This is a genomic window from Pseudomonas sp. ME-P-057, from assembly GCF_030208975.1.
Taxonomy (GTDB): domain Bacteria; phylum Pseudomonadota; class Gammaproteobacteria; order Pseudomonadales; family Pseudomonadaceae; genus Aquipseudomonas; species Aquipseudomonas lutea.
In genome coordinates this window covers 272147-288670 of record NZ_JARVSX010000033.1, presented here as the reverse complement: position 1 = coordinate 288670, position 16524 = coordinate 272147, and the positions used below count along the sequence as shown (strand labels likewise).

The window sequence follows — 16524 nt, the reverse complement described above, 5'->3', positions numbered from 1 at the left end:
GAAAAGGAGCATCACATGAAAGGCATTCTGCTCGCGTTAATGACCTCCGCACTGGCCGCCTGTGCTCATGTGCCGGACAACGTACCGGGGACGGTAGATGGCGAAGTCTTCTATCTCCAGCGCATGGCGCTGCCTCCTGCGGCCACGCTGAAGGTGTCCCTGCAAGACGTCAGCCTGGCCGATGCACCCGCACAGGTCCTCGCCAGCCAGAGCGGCCCGATCAAGGGCCAGGTGCCGCTGCCGTTCCATTTGACCTACGATCAGAAGCAGGTCCAGCCGGGGCATACTTACGCCGTCAGTGCGCGCATTGAAGTGGACGGCAAGCTGCTGCTGATCAGCACCGAGCGCTACACCGTGGACCTGACGCTGGACGAAAAGCCCCCCGTCAAAATTCGTTTGAGCCCGGCGCATTGATCGGGCCGACTCACAGACCGTTGAAAAGGACATTACCCATGTTGCGTCGCTCCCTCTCGTTTACTGGCGTCTGCGCCGGCCTGCTGTTGTCGGCCAGTGCCTTCGCGTTGTCGCTCAGTGACCTGTCCCAATCGGACGCCACCGGCGGCCTGAAGGATGCCCTCACCCAAGGCGCGCAAGTCGCCGTCAAGCAACTGGGCGCGCCAGGAGGCTTCAATAACAACAAAGACGTACGCATCGAACTCCCCGGCAGCCTCGGCAAAGTCGCCAAGAAGATGAAACAGTTCGGCATGGGCGCACAGGTTGACCAGTTGGAAACCAGCATGAACCAGGCGGCAGAAGCCGCGATGCCTCAGGCACAGACGCTGCTGATCGACGCCGTCAAGAAGATGAGCGTCGCAGACGCCAAAGGGATTCTAAGCGGCGGCAAGGACTCGGCTACCGAATACCTGAGCAAATCCAGCCGCGAACAGATTCGCGCCAAGTTCTTGCCGATTGTGAAACAGGCCACTGACAAAGTGGGACTGGCGCAGAAATACAACGCTTTCGCCGGCCAGGCCGCAACCTTGGGTGTGCTGGACACGAAAAGCGCGAATATCGAAGGCTATGTGACGGAGAAGGCACTGAACGGGCTGTTTGAAATGATCGCCAAACAGGAAGAAACCATTCGCGCCAACCCGGCAGCGGCTGCCACCGGACTGGCAAAAAAGGTATTTGGCGCGTTGTGACAAGCGCCGAGGTGCGCGGCGCAATCGAATTTGGTCTTCTTACATAAACAGTCCCGCGTGCCGCGTTGTCCTGACACGGTCCACGTGGGAGTGAGCATGCTCACGAAGACGGCGTTTCACTCACTGGAGAGTCAGCGAATGTACCTGCCCATCTGCGAGCACGCTCACCCCCACAATTGATTCAGAGTGCAGGCGCCATCTGGTTCAGGGCAGTCCCTCATCCTTCTTCACCCTGAACCAGGCCGCATACAGTGCCGGCAGGAACAACAACGTCAGCGCCGTGGCGACGATCAGACCGCCCATGATGGCGACTGCCATCGGCCCGAAGAATACACTGCGTGACAACGGAATCATGGCCAGCACGGCCGCCAGCGCGGTGAGCACGATCGGCCGGAAGCGCCGAACCGTGGCCTCGATGATTGCTTGCCAGCGCCCCACTCCAGACGCAATGTCCTGCTCGATCTGGTCAACGAGTATCACCGAGTTGCGCATGATCATCCCCGACAGCGCGATGGTGCCCAGCATGGCGACAAAGCCGAACGGCTGATTGAACAACAGCAGGAACAGCGTCACGCCGATCAGCCCCAGCGGCGCGGTGAGAAACACCATGAAGGTGCGTGAGAAACTGCGCAGCTGAACCATCAGCAATGTCAGCACGACCACGATAAACAGCGGTACCCCGGCGTTCACTGAATTCTGCCCGCGCGCCGAATCCTCCACCGTGCCTCCGACCTCCAGCAAATAGCCGTCAGGCAACTGAGCGCGCACATCGTCCAGCGTCGGCAAAATTTGTTTCACCAGCGTCGCCGGTTGCTCTTTGCCATAGATATCGGCGCGCACCGTCACGTTGGGCAAGCGGTTACGGTGCCAGATGATGCCCTCCTCGAAACCGTACTCCAGGGTCGCGACCTGGGACAAAGCAACGCTGCCGCCGTTGCTGGTCGGCACCGAAAGGCTGGCAAGACTCCCCAGCTCATGGCGTTCCTGCTCTGTGCCGCGGACCAGGATTTCGATCAGCTCGTCGTCCTCACGGTATTGGCTCACGCTCGAACCGGTCAGCTGGCTCTGCAGAAATCGCGACACGTCACCCGTGGTGATACCCAGCGCCCTGGCCCGGTCCTGATCCACATTGAGATGCACGACTTTGCTGGGCTCTTCCCAATCCAGGTGAACGTTGACCACATGAGGGTTCTCTCGCACCTTCGCCGCCACTTTACGCGCCAGCGCTCGCACCTCGTCGATGTGCTCGCCTGTCACGCGAAACTGCACGGGGTAGCCCACGGGCGGTCCGTTTTCCAGACGCGTCACTCGCGGCCGCAGCGTTGGAAATTGCTCATCCAGCGTCTGGATCAGCCAGGTGCGCAGCGCCTCGCGCTCCTCGATGGTCTTCGCCAGCACAACGAACTGGGCGAAACTTGCAGCTGGCAACTGCTGGTCCAGCGGCAGGTAAAAGCGCGGCGATCCGGTGCCAACGTAAGCGACATAATTCTCCACACCCTCATGTTCCCTGAGCATCGCTTCCAGCCGCTTAACCTGCTCGGCAGTGCTGCTCAGCGACGCGCCTTCGGCGAGTTTCAGGTCGACCATCAGTTCCAGCCGGCCGGATGCCGGGAAGAACTGCTGGGGCACGAAACGAAACATGAAAATCGACAACGCAAACAGCGCGATCGTCAGCACGATCACCGTTTTGCGGCGACGCACGCACCACCCCACCAAACCGCGCACGCGTCGGTAGAACGGCGTGGCGTATGGGTCAGGCGCGCTGGCTCCGGGGCCCTGTCTAGCGGCGTGGATTTTCGCCAGATCCGGCAACAGCCGGGCGCCCAGATACGGCACAAACACGACGGCGGCAATCCACGATGCGATCAACGCGATGGTCACCACCTGGAAGATCGACCGGGTGTATTCGCCGGTACTCGATTGCGCGGTGGCGATGGGCAAGAAGCCTGCGGCGGTGATCAGCGTGCCGGTCAGCATCGGGAAGGCCGTGCTGGTCCAGGCAAAGCTGGCGGCCTTCAACCGGTCATACCCCTGCTCCATCTTGATCGCCATCATTTCCACGGCAATGATCGCGTCGTCCACCAGCAAGCCCAACGCCAGCACCAGCGCGCCGAGAGAGATCTTGTGCAAACCGATGCCCAGGTAGTACATACAGGCGAAAGTCATCGCCAGCACCAGCGGGATCGCCAATGCCACCACCATGCCGGTGCGCACGCCGAGGGAGAAGAAGCTCACCAGCAGCACGATGCCTAGGGCTTCGGCGAGCACCTGAACGAACTCGCCGACACTGGTCTTCACCGCCGCGGGCTGATCGGACACCTTGCGCAGTTGCATCCCGGCGGGGAGGTTATCTTGCAGGCGCGCAAACTGAGCCTCGAGTGCGCGCCCCAGCACAAGGATGTCGCCGCCGTCTTTCATGGCGACAGCAAGCCCAATGGCGTCCTGCCCCATAAAGCGCATTTGCGGTGCAGGCGGGTCGTTGAAGCCGCGCCGAACATCCGCCAGATCGCTGATACGGAACGTGCGGTCGCCCACGCGAATGGGGAAATCGCGGATTTCATCGACAGTTTCGAAGCGCCCGGTGACACGCAACTGAACGCGCTCGCTTGGCGTCTCGAAAAAGCTCGCTGCGACCACGGCATTCTGTGCTTCCAGCGCCTGCTGCACCGACTGCATCGGCAGCCCCAGGGTGGCGAGCTTGACGTTCGACAGCTCGATCCAGATCTTCTCGTCCTGCAGCCCCAACAGCTCGACCTTGCCCACGTCCTTGATGCGTTGAAGCTGGATCTGAATGCGGTCGGCATAGTCCTTGAGCACGGCGTAGTCGAAGCCTTCGCCCGTCAGCGCGTACAGATTGCCAAAGGTGGTGCCGAACTCGTCGTTGAAAAACGGGCCCTGTACGCCGGCCGGAAGGTTCTGCCGTATGTCGCCGATCTTTTTACGGATCTGGTACCACAGCTCCGGTAGCCGGGCCGACACCAGTGAGTCCCGGGCGATGAAGGTGACCTGGGATTCACCGGGACGCGAAAACGAGACAATGCGCTCGTAATCCCCGGTTTCCATGAGCTTCTTCTCGATCCGGTCGGTGACCTGCCGAGACACTTCCTGCGCGCTGGCGCCAGGCCAAAGGGTGCGGATGACCATGGCCTTGAAGGTGAATGGCGGGTCTTCACTCTGGCCAAGCTTGGTATAGGAGAGCGCGCCAACGACGGCCAGCAATATCATCAGGTACAGGACCATCTGCCGGTTTCGCAGAGCCCATTCGGAAAGATTGAACCGCATCCCTTGCTACTCCTTCGCCGCCAGTCTGACCGCTCGGTTGCTGCGATCGACCGGTCGCACCTGTTCGCCTTCGTGGAGCAAGTGTACGCCGGCCGCGACCACCCAGTCGCTGGCCTGCAGGCCACTCAGCACCGGCACCGATTCCTGCCCGTACGCACCGACCTGCACCGGCGTGCGTTTAAGCGTGGAGTCGTTCTGCAGGCGCCAGACGTAGGTCGCGCCGTTTTCCGCGGTGAGCGCCGACAGCGGCACAGACAACGGTGCGGCGTGTTCGGACTGGATGTACACCCGAGCGCTCTGGCCCAGCTCAGCCGGTACCTTCCCGCCGGCAAACGCTATGCGTGCGGCGAAGGTGCGCGAACGCGGATCAGCGGCCGGAGACAGCTCTCGGATGCGGCCGGGAAAGCGCTGCTCGCGCTGGGTCCACAGCTCGACGGACACCGGATCGCCAATCTTGAAACGGCCGTAGTTCTGCTCCGGCAGACTGATCGAGACCTCCCGTTCGCCATCGGCGGCAAGGGTAAAGACCGTCTGCCCGGCCGCCACCACTTGCCCGACCTCCACCAGTCGTCTCGCAATCACACCCTCTTGAGGCGCACGAAGCACCGCGTAGCCGGTCTGATTATCGGCGACGGTCAATTCTGCCTTGAGCTGTCTAAGACGGGCGTCCCCGGCGCGGTAGAGATTCTCGGCGTTGTCGTATAGAGACTTGCTCACCATCTGGCGGTCCATCAGCGTCTTGTACCGGTCACGCTCGGAGCGGACCGTCTGCAGATTCGCTTCGGCTGCTGCCACCTGCGCCCGGATGGCGTCCTGTTGCAGGCGTACATCCTGCGCGTCGAGCTCGGCCAGCGGCTGATTGAGCTTGACCCGTTCGCCTTCCTCGACCAGGCGTTTGCTGACCTTGCCGGGAATGCGAAAGGCGAGCTCGGGTTCGAGGCGGGCGCGAACTTCGCCGGGGTAGCTGTCCATGGACTGGGCAGATGGCAGCGGTTGCACCACCATGGCAGGCCGCACCGTGGTGGCAGCCGGTGCTTGCGGCCCGCAACCGGACAGCGCCGCGATCAAACAGACCGGCAGGGCAAAGAGCCGAGCAAGAAACAGGGCATCGCGCAGCATGGTGAGGCACCTTGGGCAGAGAGCTTGGAATAATTGTACTGGCGAGTATATTTAAAATTACCGAACTGAACAGTCCACTAATAGATCAAGATGCCTAAAGACTCCATGAACGACTCCACATCCTCCAGCGGGCCTGGCCGCCCCAAGGATCTGGCCAAGCGCCAGGCGATTCTTGAAGCCGCCAAAAACCTGTTTGTGCGTCACGGCTACGCCAATACCAGCATGGACGCCGTTGCGGCTGAAGCCGGGGTCTCCAAGCTCACCGTCTACAGTCACTTCACCGACAAAGACACATTATTTTCCTGCGCGGTGGTCGCTCGCTGCGAAGAGCAAGTGCCCGAGCTGTTCGTCGACGTGCCGATGGATGCGCCGGTAGAGAAAGTATTGCTGGGTATTGCCAGAGGGTTTCAGACGCTGATCAACAGCCCCGAGTCGATTGATCTACACCGGCTGATGATCACCCTGGGGACGCAAGGGTCTTCGCTGTCGCAGGTGTTTTTCGAGGCGGGCCCACAGCGCATCCTGCAAGAGATGGAGCGGTTTCTGACGAAACTGAACGGCACACACGGCCTGCACTTTGACTCGCCGGCCAGCGCCGCCGGGCATTTTTTGAGTTTGATCAAAGGCGTCTGCAACTTCCGGCTGCTCATCGGCACCGGCGAGACTCCCGATGAGCAGACCGGCGAACAGCATGTGCGGGAAGTGGTGGCGTTGTTCATGAGGGCATATCGGGTTTAGGGAGGTCATCGCTTCCTGAACGATCGGCTTTAGCCGGCGAGACGGCGGTCGAGGCACCGCAGAAGGGTGCCTCGGTTAATCAGCGAGGCTCGTGCATCGGGCAGCCGTTGTGGCTGGCGCGAAAACCGGAAGACAGCTCATAGGACGGTTTGCGCACCCGCATGACGCCGCCCAGGGGACGATGCTCGACAACGCCATGCCAGGGGCTGAATGCCATGCCATCGTCCATTTCCAGCTGGCGTTCATCTGACCAACTGTCCTGCGGCGGCACCTCGATCCGTGCCACTGTCACGAATGGGCTGAGGTCTTCAGGCCACTCCACCGAGGCGTCTTCTATCGGCATTTTTTCAAGGTCGATGGCGAGCTGGATACGCACTTCCCACACCCCGCCCTTGCCCGCAAAGTGGCTGCGTACCGCTTCCCGCAAACCGTCTGGATGCCCGTCGAGGTCGACTGGCTGGTCGGTTAACGCAGTTAACTCAGTGGAAACGGGTACCACACTCAACTTCGCGTAATAACGACCATAGAGAAACGGCACGACGCTGTTATAGGTTTCACCGAGCAAGTGAGTCATGGGGTGACCACCCAATGATTTGAGCGTACCACTCTCGCCGCCCGCAGCCTCCACCACCGATTCCAGCCCGCGGAACAGTGCCGACAACGCCTTCTTCATGTTCGGGACTTTATCAGTGGTCTTGGCGAGCAGCTTCAGGGTTTTGAGGAAGTCCTTGGGGGTGGCTGCCGTGAACGCTTTGGCGTTTTGCATCACGAAATCTTGCGTGACTTCGCCTTCACTCCCCGGTAGCCGAGCGCCCTGCACACCCACCAGCTTGATGGCGAGCCCACGCGGGGTCGACACTTTATCGTCCAGCAGGTCGCCCGGGTTGGTAGAGAAGCGCATCTTCAGCGCGAGCGTGCCGGGATGAGCAAACACCCCCTGTGCCAGTTCGGGCGGCAGGTTCTCCAAAATGTGGATCTGGCCATGCAGCAAGCCATGCGCCTTGGCGTGCACGCTGCGTATGGCGTGGCCGCCATCCTTGTAGGTGGCTTCCAGGATGCTGTGCATGGCGTCTGCCAACTCTCGGCTGGTCTGAGCCTCGTCATCAGGTATCTGCTCGAACCGCGGCTCAAACAGCAAAGGGGTCACAGACAAAAGGGAAGTGCTCATCGGGTTATCTCCGGCAATCAATCAGGCCATGGCAGGCCACCGATGAGCGCACGCCTGGAATGGCGGCTTGTCTGGCATCGGCGTAGCAGATGACTGCGCAGACGATTGCTCGGTTCAGGGCAAGTCGATGAATTCAACTCTGCCGAGGGCGCTACGACGCTCCAGATCGGCGTCGGCGGCCGCGCTGCCTTGCCCTCGCCTGACCTCCATCCCAAGTTTCAGGCGCCTTTCAACGCCTTCTTGGGATAGATATCGTAGCGGCTGGACTTGCCGTCCAGCGCGTATGACGGTTTTGCACCTGCGATGCACGGGGCCTTGCGCGGGCGCTTGACCACCACGCGATGACTGGCCAGCGCCAGCGCCGCCTCAAGCAGCGCCGGGGCGTCCATGTCGTCGCCCACCAGTGGCCGGAACAGGCGCATTTCCTTTTTCACCAGAGCGGTCTTTTCGCGGTGGGGAAACATCGGGTCGAGGTAGATGACCTGGGGTGGCTCGCCCTGCCATTGCCGGATCAGATCGATGGAGTTGCCGGTCAACAAACGCATCTGGGCGATGATCGGGCCCACGTCCAGATCCTGTGCCCCCCGCGCCAGACCGTCCTCAAGCAGTGCGGCGATGATTGGCTGCCGCTCGATCAGGCTCACTTCGCAACCCAGACTCGCCAGCACGAACGCATCCTTGCCCAGCCCAGCGGTGGCATCCAGCACCCGCGGCCGCACGCCAGGCTGGACGCCGACGGCCTTGGCGATCATCTGCCCGCTGCCGCCGCCAAACAGCCGCCGGTGCGCTGCTTTGCCTTCCACAAAATCCACCCGCACCGGGCCCGGCGCGTCGCCGCCCAACTGCTGCAACTGCAAGCCGTCGGCTGCGACTTGCAAGGCAAAGTCCGCTTGGGCATCGTCCAGCGGCAACGCCAGTCGCTGCGCCCACTGCACTGCTGTTTGCTGCCCGTCGGGGGTCAGGCTGTCGACCCGAATGCGGCTGCCCGCGTCATGCTCAGTCATTGTCTCTAAACGCTCAAAATTTCTTAATGATTGGCAACATCTGCCGATAACGAATGTATCCGGCATTTTGCCAGACCCACGGCATGTACTGAGCGCTTATGTCAGACATTCAGCAAACCTCATCCATAGGCTACTTGTCGTACGCAGGCGATTACAGCGTACGCAATACCGAAACCCTGAGCGGCGTCACGCAGCTCTGGCAGGATGCGTTTGCCCGTGCGATGGCCCAGCAGGTGGACGATAACGCCGCCACGCCTGCGCCCTACAGCGCCATCGCCGCCACTACCGACAACCTGACCGGCGAGCCGATTGCCGGCGCTGCGGTCCTGGGCAAAATCGTCGAGCAGCGTGAATGCCCGGTTCAGGACAAGGAAATTGCGCCACCGGAGCCGTTGTTTCTGCCGATCGCCGAGTTCGAGTGGGACCTGGCCGACAAGCCCGCCAAGCCTTTCACTGTGCTGGAAATGATCGAGCAGCAGCGCAACCTGGAATTTGATGACACGTGGGTCCGCCCGACGGTCCTCAACCCTTACGATGACACCGTGGAGCCCGGCCCGGGCCCTCAGCCGCGTCCGTTGTTCCTGCCGATCGCCGAGTTTGAATGGGATTTGGCCGACAAGCCTGCAACGCCGTTCAGTGCCGAAGAAATGACCGAGCAGCAGCGTCATCTGGCGTTCGATAACGGTTGGGCACGACCGATTGTGTTGCAGAACCTGCGCATCGCTGCCTAAACCCAAGCCCGCCGCTTCTCAAATATCGGGGAATCACCGGGGTGGCCCTCCACCTTGCTCGCGAATGCGTTGGGTCAGGCTATCACTGCGGCGACGAGATACACGCCTTCGCGGGCAAGCGCGCTCCTACAATGGGCGCGGCATTGCCCCTGATTGATCTTCCCCGCGCCCCGCGTGGGAATGAATCGCGTAAATCTCATCAGCGACAGACTCGCCAGCGACCCATGTCCAGATGAAAGTGATTGCGATGCGCGGCGTTGTAGTCAGGGCTCAACACCGTGTTGAACTGCTTGCAGGCGCCGTCCCTGACCGCCTTTAGAAACCGTCCGTTCTCTCCTGCGTCGTCCCAGTCCCTGAGCACCGAAATCCTGCGCCCGTCCGCCAACCTGAACCCGGCAATGTCCAGCGCGTTGGCCGAAGCATGCTGACTCAAACGTCCTTCGCTGCGGTTATAGACGTTTCGGCAAGCGAAGCTGCCCAGGTGATCGATCTGCGTGACCTTCTGCCCGAACACCGACTGCGCGGCGGGCTGCAATTGATGAATATCGAACAGCGCATAGGCGACCGCGAGGCGGCAGCTGGACAGAAAGCTGCTGCTCAGGGCGACATCGCCACCCTGGATACGCAGGGTGTTGATGAGCGGACATTTGGCGTTGGCCGGGCTGTCCGCCTGCCGGGCATAGCGCAGGCTGGAAGTTTGCAGCGCGGCTACGCACAACGCCGGATCCTCCTGCAATCGCCAGAGCTTGAAAGGGGTCAGCAGATTGGGCTGTTCCTGCACATTCAGCGGAGCCCATGGGTTCCAGCGGTCCGCGACCGGCAACCAGCCACGCCAGATGGAAAACGCAGCCACTGCGCCGAGCAGAATGAGCAGAAGAAAGACAGTTGAGCCGCGCATCCAGTAAGGATCTCTTGTGACGGGCGAAAGGGTCCCCCCTATCTCGACCTCAGAGCAGCCCCAGTTGCTCCACGTGCGGACCGCGATCAAGCTCCGGCAAGTCGGGCAGCCCGGGCAGCAGCGTCATCAATTGATGATGAAAGCGGCGAGCAAGCTCCGGGGAAGCGATGTTGTCCGGCGTGTGCAAGAACACCGAAGGGGTGCGCCCTTCTTCGATCCAGCCGGCAACCTTCTCGGCCCACTGCACAATGAAGCGCTGGTTGATGGCTTGATCGGGCCCGCCGATAAACCGCACTTGAGGGAAGGCCGTCAGCGCCGCCGGACGGGGCGGAACCTTGGGCTTTTGCGACTGCGCATGCAGCACGGCAGGATCGCTGGAGACGCTGCTGAACAGCGGCCTTGAATCCAGGCAAATCCGTTCCACGCCGCGATCAAGCAACAAGCGATTGAATTGACGCTCTTCCTCGCCCTTGCTGAAAAAAGCCATGTTCCGCACTTCCACCGCCAGGGACCGGCCTTGCAGCGCATCAATGAATGCAGCGAGTTCGTGCAAGCGCTGGGGGCCAAAGCTCGCCGACAGCTGCAACCATAACGGTTCGATTCGGCTGCCCAGCGGCGCGAGCAGTTGCAGAAAATCCTCCACCGCGTCGAGGTGCTCGCGCAGGTCGCCTGCATGGCTGATGTCACGGTGGATTTTTGCGCTGAAGCGGAAGTGCTCGGGCAAGGCGTCAGCCCAGCGCTGGACAATCGCAGGCTTGGGTCGCGCGTAGAACGTGGTGTTGCCTTCGACGGCGTTGAACACCTGACCGTAAAGGCCGAGCAGATCACTGTCCGGGGCGTCCGCCGGGTACAGGGATTCACGCCAGGCTTTTTCGCTCCAGGACGGACATCCGATGTAGTAAGGCGGGTGGGGAAGATTCAAACGTGGAGATCGAGCCCGGAGACTTCGAGGTCCCAGTCGACGAACGTCGAGGTCGTCAGGTAGCTGCTGAGTGCGTGAGCCACGCGGGTGCTCATGGCACGGGGGAAAATGATGTCTTGCTGACGCGCCGGTACGTTTGCCGTGGTGCCGGTCTGGCGACGGGCCGTCTGCGGAACCACCTCAATCACATCGTTCACTTCCTCGAACGTGCCTTCCACCGCCGCAGAATCCCTGCGGGGCTTGCGCTTGATCGGGTAGGTACGTTGTAGAGGACCGGTGATTCGCATCATGCTTACTCGGCGTCGGATAGTGGCAATTTAATCTCACAGCTTGCCATCAAGCAAACAGGTGAACGATAACTAGACCACACTTATTGCCAAATGTTTAAAGGCGCGCAGACTTTATGCAGATTTGTCGCCGAACGGTCATCAGCAGTGTGACCTGGGTCGCAGATCGAGCGTAGCGCGGCCAATCCACCCAAGCGGGTTGGGATGAATGCTCAACGCGCCTTCGGCGTCGCCACTTTGTCGCGCAGATAAACCGGTTGAGCATCATCGGCAACGATGGCCTCGCCCCGATGCCAGGCGAACGTGCCCAGGGTCAGCAAATCCTGAGCGTGAGGCAAGAGCTTGGCGTCCTGGCCTGCAACATCTACCGCGATGCGCCCGGCGTAGCCCCAGCCGGTGCCGGCACCGAACCAGTCGCCCGTTGCTGCGCTCGGCAAGGCTGCCATTTCGGGGGGCATGACAGCCTCTTCGCCGACAAGCTTCATCTCCCCTCCCACCTCGTGGTAGCAGCCCCAATAGACCTCGTCCATGCGCGCGTCGATGGCCGCCGCGACCTGAGCAGCGCCCTGCTCGCGGAACGCGCGTTGAGCCAGCGCAGCGAGGTTGGAAACCGGAAGCACCGGGCGATCCAGACCGAAGGCCAGGCCCTGGACGACACCGATGGCAATACGCACGCCAGTAAACGCACCCGGCCCGCGCCCGAAGGCAATGGCATCCAGCGCCGACAGACCGATACCCGCCTCGGCCAGCAGGTCTTTAATCATGGGCAATAGCTTTTGCGCATGCAGGCGCGGGATCACCTCGTAGTGAGTCAGCACCTTGCCGTCATGCAGCAAAGCAACTGAGCAGGCTTCAGTGGCGGTGTCCAGGGCCAGCAAGGTGGTCATCGGGGTTTCCATCATCAGGCGAAAAAGGGCCGCATTATAAACAACTACGGCCCGCAAGCGGGCCGTTGTTCAACGCATGAGCAGGCAAATCAGCTCAGGGCTTCAAGCACCTTGGCAGTGATCTCTTCGACCGTGCCCACGCCTTCGATGTGACTGCACTTAGGCATGCCGTCCTGCGCCTGCAGCTTGGTGTAGAAATCCACCAGCGGCTTGGTCTGAGAGTGGTAGACCGACAGGCGATGACGCACGGTGGCTTCGACATCGTCCTTGCGCTGGACCAGTGGCTCGCCGGTGACGTCGTCCAGGCCTTCCACCTTCGGCGGATTGTACAGCGTGTGGTAAACGCGACCGGAGCCTTCGTGAACGCGGCGACCGGAGATGCGCTTGACGATCTCTTCGTCATCGACCTTGATCTCGATGACGTAATCGATGGCCAGACCGGCGTTCTTCAGGGCTTCTGCCTGGGGAATGGTGCGGGGGAAGCCGTCGAACAGGCAACCGCCTGCGCAATCCGGTTCCGACAAACGATCCTTGATGAGGCCGATGATCAAGTCATCGGACACCAGACCGCCGCTGTCCATGACGCTCTTGGCCTTCAGGCCCAGCTCTGTGCCGGCCTTCACCGCAGCGCGCAGCATGTCGCCGGTGGAGATTTGCGGGATCTTGAATTTCTCAGTGATGAACTTTGCCTGAGTACCTTTGCCGGCCCCGGGAGCTCCCAGCAGAATCACGCGCATTGTTGTGCTCCTCAAATTTTTATAGAGATATCGTCGGATTCGCCTAAATGGGGCCAATCGCAAAATTTACTGACCCAACGGCCAAAGGCTGATCAAGATACACAGCCGATTCATGCCGCACAAGACGCCGAAAGTCGCAGTAACCCGCGAAAAACCAGTAGCTTGGCATCGATCGGCGCAAGGACGCGCAGACGTGCAACCGGGTAACGCCGCACTGCATCGAGCGTTCGCAACGCGGCTGAATGAAGGCAGCAACTTCACGCAGCCGCGCCGGGGGGTCGTTAACCGGTGTTGCGCAATCCGGCCGCGATGCCCGCCACAGACACCAGCAGCGCCTGCACCAACGGACTGTCCAGGCTCGCTTCCTGCTGACGCGAGCGCGCGAGCAACTCCGCCTGCAATAAATGAAGAGGGTCCAGGTAGGTGTTGCGCAGGCTGATGAACTTCAGCGTTTCGGGGCTGTGGGCCAGTAGCCGTGATTGCCCCGTCAAGCCAAGCACCACGTCACACGCCTGCGACAATAGGCCGCGCAAATGCGTCCCCAGATGCAGCAGCTTCGGTTCTACCAGGCGTTGATCGTAGAGCTGAGCGATGTCGCTGTCAGCCTTGGCCAGCACCATTTCCAGCATGTCGATGCGAGTGCGGAAGAACGGCCACTGTTCGCGCATCTCGGCGAGCAGATCGCCCTGCCCGCGTTCCAGCGCCTTGCTCAGCGCGCTCTCCCAGCCCAGCCATGCCGGCAGCATGAGGCGCGTCTGGGTCCAGGCGAAAATCCAGGGAATGGCCCGCAAGCTTTCGACTCCGCCTTCGCGGCGCTTGGCCGGCCGGCTGCCCAGAGGCAGGCGACCCAGCTCCTGCTCCGGCGTCGCCTGCCGGAAGTATTCGACGAACTCGGGGTCTTCCCTGACCACGGCGCGGTAGGCCTTGACGCCATCAGCGGCCAGTTCGTCCATCACCTGACGCCAGGCAGGCTGCGGCATCGGCGGAGGCTGCAAGGTCGCCTCCAGCACAGCCGCCAGATAGAGGTTCAGATTTTGCTCGGCGATGTCCGGCAAACCGAACTTGAAGCGGATCATCTCGCCCTGCTCGGTGGTGCGGAACCGCCCAGCCACAGAGCCCGGCGGCTGCGACAGGATGGCCGCATGCGCGGGGCCACCGCCACGACCCACGGTGCCGCCGCGGCCATGGAACAGCAGCAGTTCCACCTGTTGCGCACGGCAGATATCGACCAGCTTTTCCTGCGCCCGGTATTGCGCCCACGCTGCAGCAGTGGTCCCGGCATCCTTGGCCGAATCCGAATAGCCGATCATGACTTCCTGCGGCCCTTCGAGGCTCTGGCGATAAGCAGGGATGCTCAGCAGCTGCTCAATCACCGGGCCGGCGTTATCCAGGTCGGCGAGCGTTTCGAACAACGGCACCACACGCATCGATCGCTGCAGACCGGCTTCTTTCAGCAACAGTTGCACGGCCAGTACATCGGACGCTGCGCCCGCCATTGAAATGACATAGGAGCCCAGCGATGCGGCAGGCGCAGCTGCCACTTCGCGGCACGTCGCCAGCACCTCGGCGGTGTCAGCTTCGGGACTGAAATGCGCCGGCAGCAGCGGCCGCTTGTTGTCCAGCTCACGCAGCAGGAAGTCGATGCGCGTCTGTTCGTCCCACTCGTTATAGCGACCGAGGCCCAGGTAATCCGTGATTTCGCTCATGGCCGAGCTGTGCCGAGTGGAATCCTGACGCACGTCCAGCTTGACCAGGAACAGGCCGAAAGTAACCGCGCGCCGCAGGCAGTCGAGCAGCGGACCGTCGGCGATCACGCCCATGCCGCATTCGTGCAACGACTCGAAACACAATTGCAGCGGTTCCAGAAGCTCACGGTTCTCGTGCAGCACCTCATCGGGGGCAGCCTGCGTGACGCTCAACGACGCATGGGCCCAGTTGCGGGTCGCCCGCAGCCGTTCACGCAGTTGTTTGAGAACGCTGCGATAAGGCTCGGCGCTGTCACCGGCGGCAGCCATCAGGGCCGGGCTCGCCTGTTGCATTGAAAGCTCGGCGGCCAGTTGATCGACGTCCCGCAGGTACAAGTCGGCGGCCATCCAGCGCGCCAGTAGCAGCACTTCGCGCGTCACGGCTGCAGTGACATTGGGGTTGCCGTCGCGGTCGCCACCCATCCACGAAGCAAAGCGGATCGGCGCCGACTCCAGCGGCAGGTGTAAGCCGGTGGCGGCATGCAGGGCCTGATCGGCCTTGCGCAGGTAATTGGGGATGGCTTGCCACAGGGAATTTTCGATCACCGCGAAGCCCCACTTCGCTTCGTCCACAGGCGTAGGACGCACGCGACGGATCTCTTCGGTGTGCCACGCCTCGGCGATCAGCCGCTGCAGACGCTCGGTGATCTGCTCACGCTCGTGGCGATTCAGATCACGATGGTCCAGCGCTGCCAGCTGGGCGGCGATGGCATCGTACTTTTGAATCAACGTGCGCCGCGCCACTTCGGTCGGGTGCGCGGTCAGCACCAGTTCGATTTCCAGGGTGGTGAGTTGTTGCGCCAGCGCGTGCGGGGTCTGACCGGCCTGCTTCAGACGCTCCAGCAGCTCGGGCAAGACCCTCGACTCAAAGGGCTGCGGCTTGCTGTCGTCGCGACGATGAATCAGCTGATACTGCTCAGCGATGTTGGCCAGGTTAAGAAACTGGTTGAATGCGCGCGCCACTGGCAGCAATTCATACTCGCCCAACCCCTCAAGACTGGAGCTCAGCTGTTCGGTGCCCTGGGTCGATGCATGCCGGTCAGCCTTGGCGCTTTTGCGAATGCGTTCGATCTTGTCGAGAAAATCAGCGCCATGCTGATCACGAATCGTGTTGCCCAACAGCTCACCCAGCAGGTGAACGTCCTCGCGCAATCGTGCATCGATATCAGCCATCCAGCCTCTCCTTCAGCTTTATTGTTTTCACAGGTCGGCGTTCATGGGGATTGGGTCATCCCCTATGAGCCGCTCGAGTCCGCCACCTGAAAATGGCCGCTGCCCAACGGGGCGTCAAGAAGCCTTTTATGGCTGCCCAACGGAACGGCTGCGGGGGTTTCGTTTCTATCTCTATCGAGGGCCAGGTGTATAGAGCGACAAATCCATAGCCCTGCGCAACCCTCGGGACATTTCCCGTGCAGAGGGAGCTAGTCTCAGTCACACGCTTCGCCAAGGCCAGGCCCGACATCCAACGCCCGTCGTACGACGGAACTGATGAGGTATTCATGAAAATCCGAGAGCTCGCCGAACAGTGGGAACAGAACGCCAAGGGTCGTCTGACCGAGACTGCCTACGCCATTCATCTGGATGTCGAGGCGGCCGCACGCCTGGCCGCGATTGCCGAGATGTATCCCAAGCGAACGCCCGAGGAACTGCTGGGTGAGCTGATAGGCGCCGCGCTGGAAGAACTGGAGGCCAGCTTTCCCTACGTGCGCGGTCAGCACGTTGTCGCGACGGACGAAGAAGGCAACCCGCTTTACGAGGATGTGGGTCCGACGCCCCGCTTCCTGGAGTTGTCCCGGCGTCATCTGCAGGAGATCGCGGACCGCGAAGCGCTGTGATCTGCCTGCTGGAGGCCGCGATGCAGGGT

The 16524-nt window shown here is 61.6% G+C and carries 15 protein-coding genes; 5 read left to right on the top strand and 10 right to left on the bottom strand.

Annotation, left to right across the window (positions count from 1 at the left end; genetic code table 11):
* Positions 1-15: 15 nt before the first annotated feature.
* Together QRN48_RS17925 and QRN48_RS17920 are read left to right on the top strand one after the other, a co-directional pair.
* Positions 16-414 (top strand): YbaY family lipoprotein, encoded by a 399-nt coding sequence (locus QRN48_RS17925; RefSeq protein WP_285352048.1) that lies wholly within the window; start codon positions 16-18, stop codon positions 412-414.
* Between the two features lie 38 nt (positions 415-452).
* Positions 453-1142: a DUF4197 domain-containing protein gene (locus tag QRN48_RS17920; protein ID WP_285352046.1), complete on the top strand. Its 690-nt coding sequence runs from the start codon at positions 453-455 to the stop codon at positions 1140-1142.
* 204 nt (positions 1143-1346) lie between these two features.
* Here the strand turns inward: QRN48_RS17920 and QRN48_RS17915 are convergent, their stop codons facing one another.
* Both QRN48_RS17915 and QRN48_RS17910 read right to left on the bottom strand, forming a co-directional pair.
* Positions 1347-4424: an efflux RND transporter permease subunit gene (locus QRN48_RS17915; RefSeq protein WP_285352045.1), complete on the bottom strand. Its 3078-nt coding sequence runs from the start codon at positions 4422-4424 to the stop codon at positions 1347-1349.
* Between the two features lie 6 nt (positions 4425-4430).
* Entirely contained in the window at positions 4431-5543 is a 1113-nt protein-coding gene (locus QRN48_RS17910; RefSeq protein WP_285352043.1) for an efflux RND transporter periplasmic adaptor subunit, read from the bottom strand.
* 105 nt (positions 5544-5648) lie between these two features.
* On the opposite strand from QRN48_RS17910, the gene QRN48_RS17905 reads away from it, so the two are divergent.
* The gene (locus QRN48_RS17905) at positions 5649-6281 is read left to right on the top strand and encodes a TetR/AcrR family transcriptional regulator (RefSeq protein ID WP_502944625.1); all 633 of its coding nucleotides are present in this window, start codon (positions 5649-5651) and stop codon (positions 6279-6281) included.
* Between the two features lie 79 nt (positions 6282-6360).
* Here QRN48_RS17905 and QRN48_RS17900 read toward each other — a convergent pair whose 3' ends face one another.
* Both QRN48_RS17900 and QRN48_RS17895 read right to left on the bottom strand, forming a co-directional pair.
* Positions 6361-7449 (bottom strand): catalase family protein, encoded by a 1089-nt coding sequence (locus QRN48_RS17900; protein WP_285352039.1) that lies wholly within the window; start codon positions 7447-7449, stop codon positions 6361-6363.
* Positions 7450-7667: 218 nt separating this feature from the next.
* Positions 7668-8453: a class I SAM-dependent methyltransferase gene (locus QRN48_RS17895; RefSeq protein WP_285352037.1), complete on the bottom strand. Its 786-nt coding sequence runs from the start codon at positions 8451-8453 to the stop codon at positions 7668-7670.
* Positions 8454-8551: 98 nt separating this feature from the next.
* On the opposite strand from QRN48_RS17895, the gene QRN48_RS17890 reads away from it, so the two are divergent.
* On the top strand, positions 8552-9184 hold the full coding sequence (locus QRN48_RS17890; protein ID WP_285352035.1) for an energy transducer TonB: 633 nt from the start codon (positions 8552-8554) through the stop codon (positions 9182-9184).
* Positions 9185-9383: 199 nt separating this feature from the next.
* Here QRN48_RS17890 and QRN48_RS17885 read toward each other — a convergent pair whose 3' ends face one another.
* The 6 genes from QRN48_RS17885 to ppc all read right to left on the bottom strand — a co-directional run bounded on the left by QRN48_RS17885 (position 9384) and on the right by ppc (position 15833).
* The gene (locus tag QRN48_RS17885; RefSeq protein ID WP_285352033.1) at positions 9384-10082 is read right to left on the bottom strand and encodes an extensin-like domain-containing protein; all 699 of its coding nucleotides are present in this window, start codon (positions 10080-10082) and stop codon (positions 9384-9386) included.
* A 49-nt stretch (positions 10083-10131) separates the two neighbouring features.
* The gene (locus QRN48_RS17880) at positions 10132-11004 is read right to left on the bottom strand and encodes a DUF72 domain-containing protein (protein WP_285352031.1); all 873 of its coding nucleotides are present in this window, start codon (positions 11002-11004) and stop codon (positions 10132-10134) included.
* Positions 11001-11291 carry a hypothetical protein gene (locus QRN48_RS17875; protein WP_285352139.1) on the bottom strand — a complete coding sequence of 97 codons (291 nt, stop codon included), beginning with the start codon at positions 11289-11291 and terminating at the stop codon, positions 11001-11003. The genes QRN48_RS17880 and QRN48_RS17875 overlap by 4 nt, the downstream gene beginning before the upstream one ends.
* A 212-nt stretch (positions 11292-11503) precedes the next feature.
* Positions 11504-12178 (bottom strand): tRNA (adenosine(37)-N6)-threonylcarbamoyltransferase complex dimerization subunit type 1 TsaB, encoded by a 675-nt coding sequence (tsaB, locus tag QRN48_RS17870; RefSeq protein WP_285352029.1) that lies wholly within the window; start codon positions 12176-12178, stop codon positions 11504-11506.
* Positions 12179-12267: 89 nt separating this feature from the next.
* A complete protein-coding gene (gene adk, locus QRN48_RS17865; RefSeq protein ID WP_037012363.1) occupies positions 12268-12915 on the bottom strand; it encodes an adenylate kinase in 648 nt (215 codons plus the stop codon).
* 281 nt (positions 12916-13196) lie between these two features.
* Positions 13197-15833, bottom strand: coding sequence for a phosphoenolpyruvate carboxylase (gene ppc / locus QRN48_RS17860; RefSeq protein WP_285352027.1), 2637 nt, complete (start codon positions 15831-15833; stop codon positions 13197-13199).
* 326 nt (positions 15834-16159) lie between these two features.
* On the opposite strand from ppc, the gene QRN48_RS17855 reads away from it, so the two are divergent.
* Positions 16160-16495 (top strand): pilin assembly protein, encoded by a 336-nt coding sequence (locus QRN48_RS17855; protein WP_191944427.1) that lies wholly within the window; start codon positions 16160-16162, stop codon positions 16493-16495.
* Positions 16496-16524: the final 29 nt, after the last annotated feature.

What these genes read in the sequence shown, in the direction of transcription:
- QRN48_RS17890 (WP_285352035.1), top strand. Translation starts at nt 8,552, where the DNA reads ATGTCAGACATTCAGCAAACCTCATCCATAGGCTACTTGTCGTACGCA.
- tsaB (WP_285352029.1), bottom strand. Translation starts at nt 12,178, where the DNA reads ATGACCACCTTGCTGGCCCTGGACACCGCCACTGAAGCCTGCTCAGTT.
- QRN48_RS17895 (WP_285352037.1), bottom strand. Translation starts at nt 8,453, where the DNA reads ATGACTGAGCATGACGCGGGCAGCCGCATTCGGGTCGACAGCCTGACC.
- adk (WP_037012363.1), bottom strand. Translation starts at nt 12,915, where the DNA reads ATGCGCGTGATTCTGCTGGGAGCTCCCGGGGCCGGCAAAGGTACTCAG.
- QRN48_RS17855 (WP_191944427.1), top strand. Translation starts at nt 16,160, where the DNA reads ATGAAAATCCGAGAGCTCGCCGAACAGTGGGAACAGAACGCCAAGGGT.
- QRN48_RS17900 (WP_285352039.1), bottom strand. Translation starts at nt 7,449, where the DNA reads ATGAGCACTTCCCTTTTGTCTGTGACCCCTTTGCTGTTTGAGCCGCGG.
- QRN48_RS17885 (WP_285352033.1), bottom strand. Translation starts at nt 10,082, where the DNA reads ATGCGCGGCTCAACTGTCTTTCTTCTGCTCATTCTGCTCGGCGCAGTG.
- QRN48_RS17910 (WP_285352043.1), bottom strand. Translation starts at nt 5,543, where the DNA reads ATGCTGCGCGATGCCCTGTTTCTTGCTCGGCTCTTTGCCCTGCCGGTC.
- ppc (WP_285352027.1), bottom strand. Translation starts at nt 15,833, where the DNA reads ATGGCTGATATCGATGCACGATTGCGCGAGGACGTTCACCTGCTGGGT.
- QRN48_RS17905 (WP_502944625.1), top strand. Translation starts at nt 5,649, where the DNA reads ATGAACGACTCCACATCCTCCAGCGGGCCTGGCCGCCCCAAGGATCTG.
- QRN48_RS17925 (WP_285352048.1), top strand. Translation starts at nt 16, where the DNA reads ATGAAAGGCATTCTGCTCGCGTTAATGACCTCCGCACTGGCCGCCTGT.
- QRN48_RS17915 (WP_285352045.1), bottom strand. Translation starts at nt 4,424, where the DNA reads ATGCGGTTCAATCTTTCCGAATGGGCTCTGCGAAACCGGCAGATGGTC.
- QRN48_RS17920 (WP_285352046.1), top strand. Translation starts at nt 453, where the DNA reads ATGTTGCGTCGCTCCCTCTCGTTTACTGGCGTCTGCGCCGGCCTGCTG.
- QRN48_RS17875 (WP_285352139.1), bottom strand. Translation starts at nt 11,291, where the DNA reads ATGCGAATCACCGGTCCTCTACAACGTACCTACCCGATCAAGCGCAAG.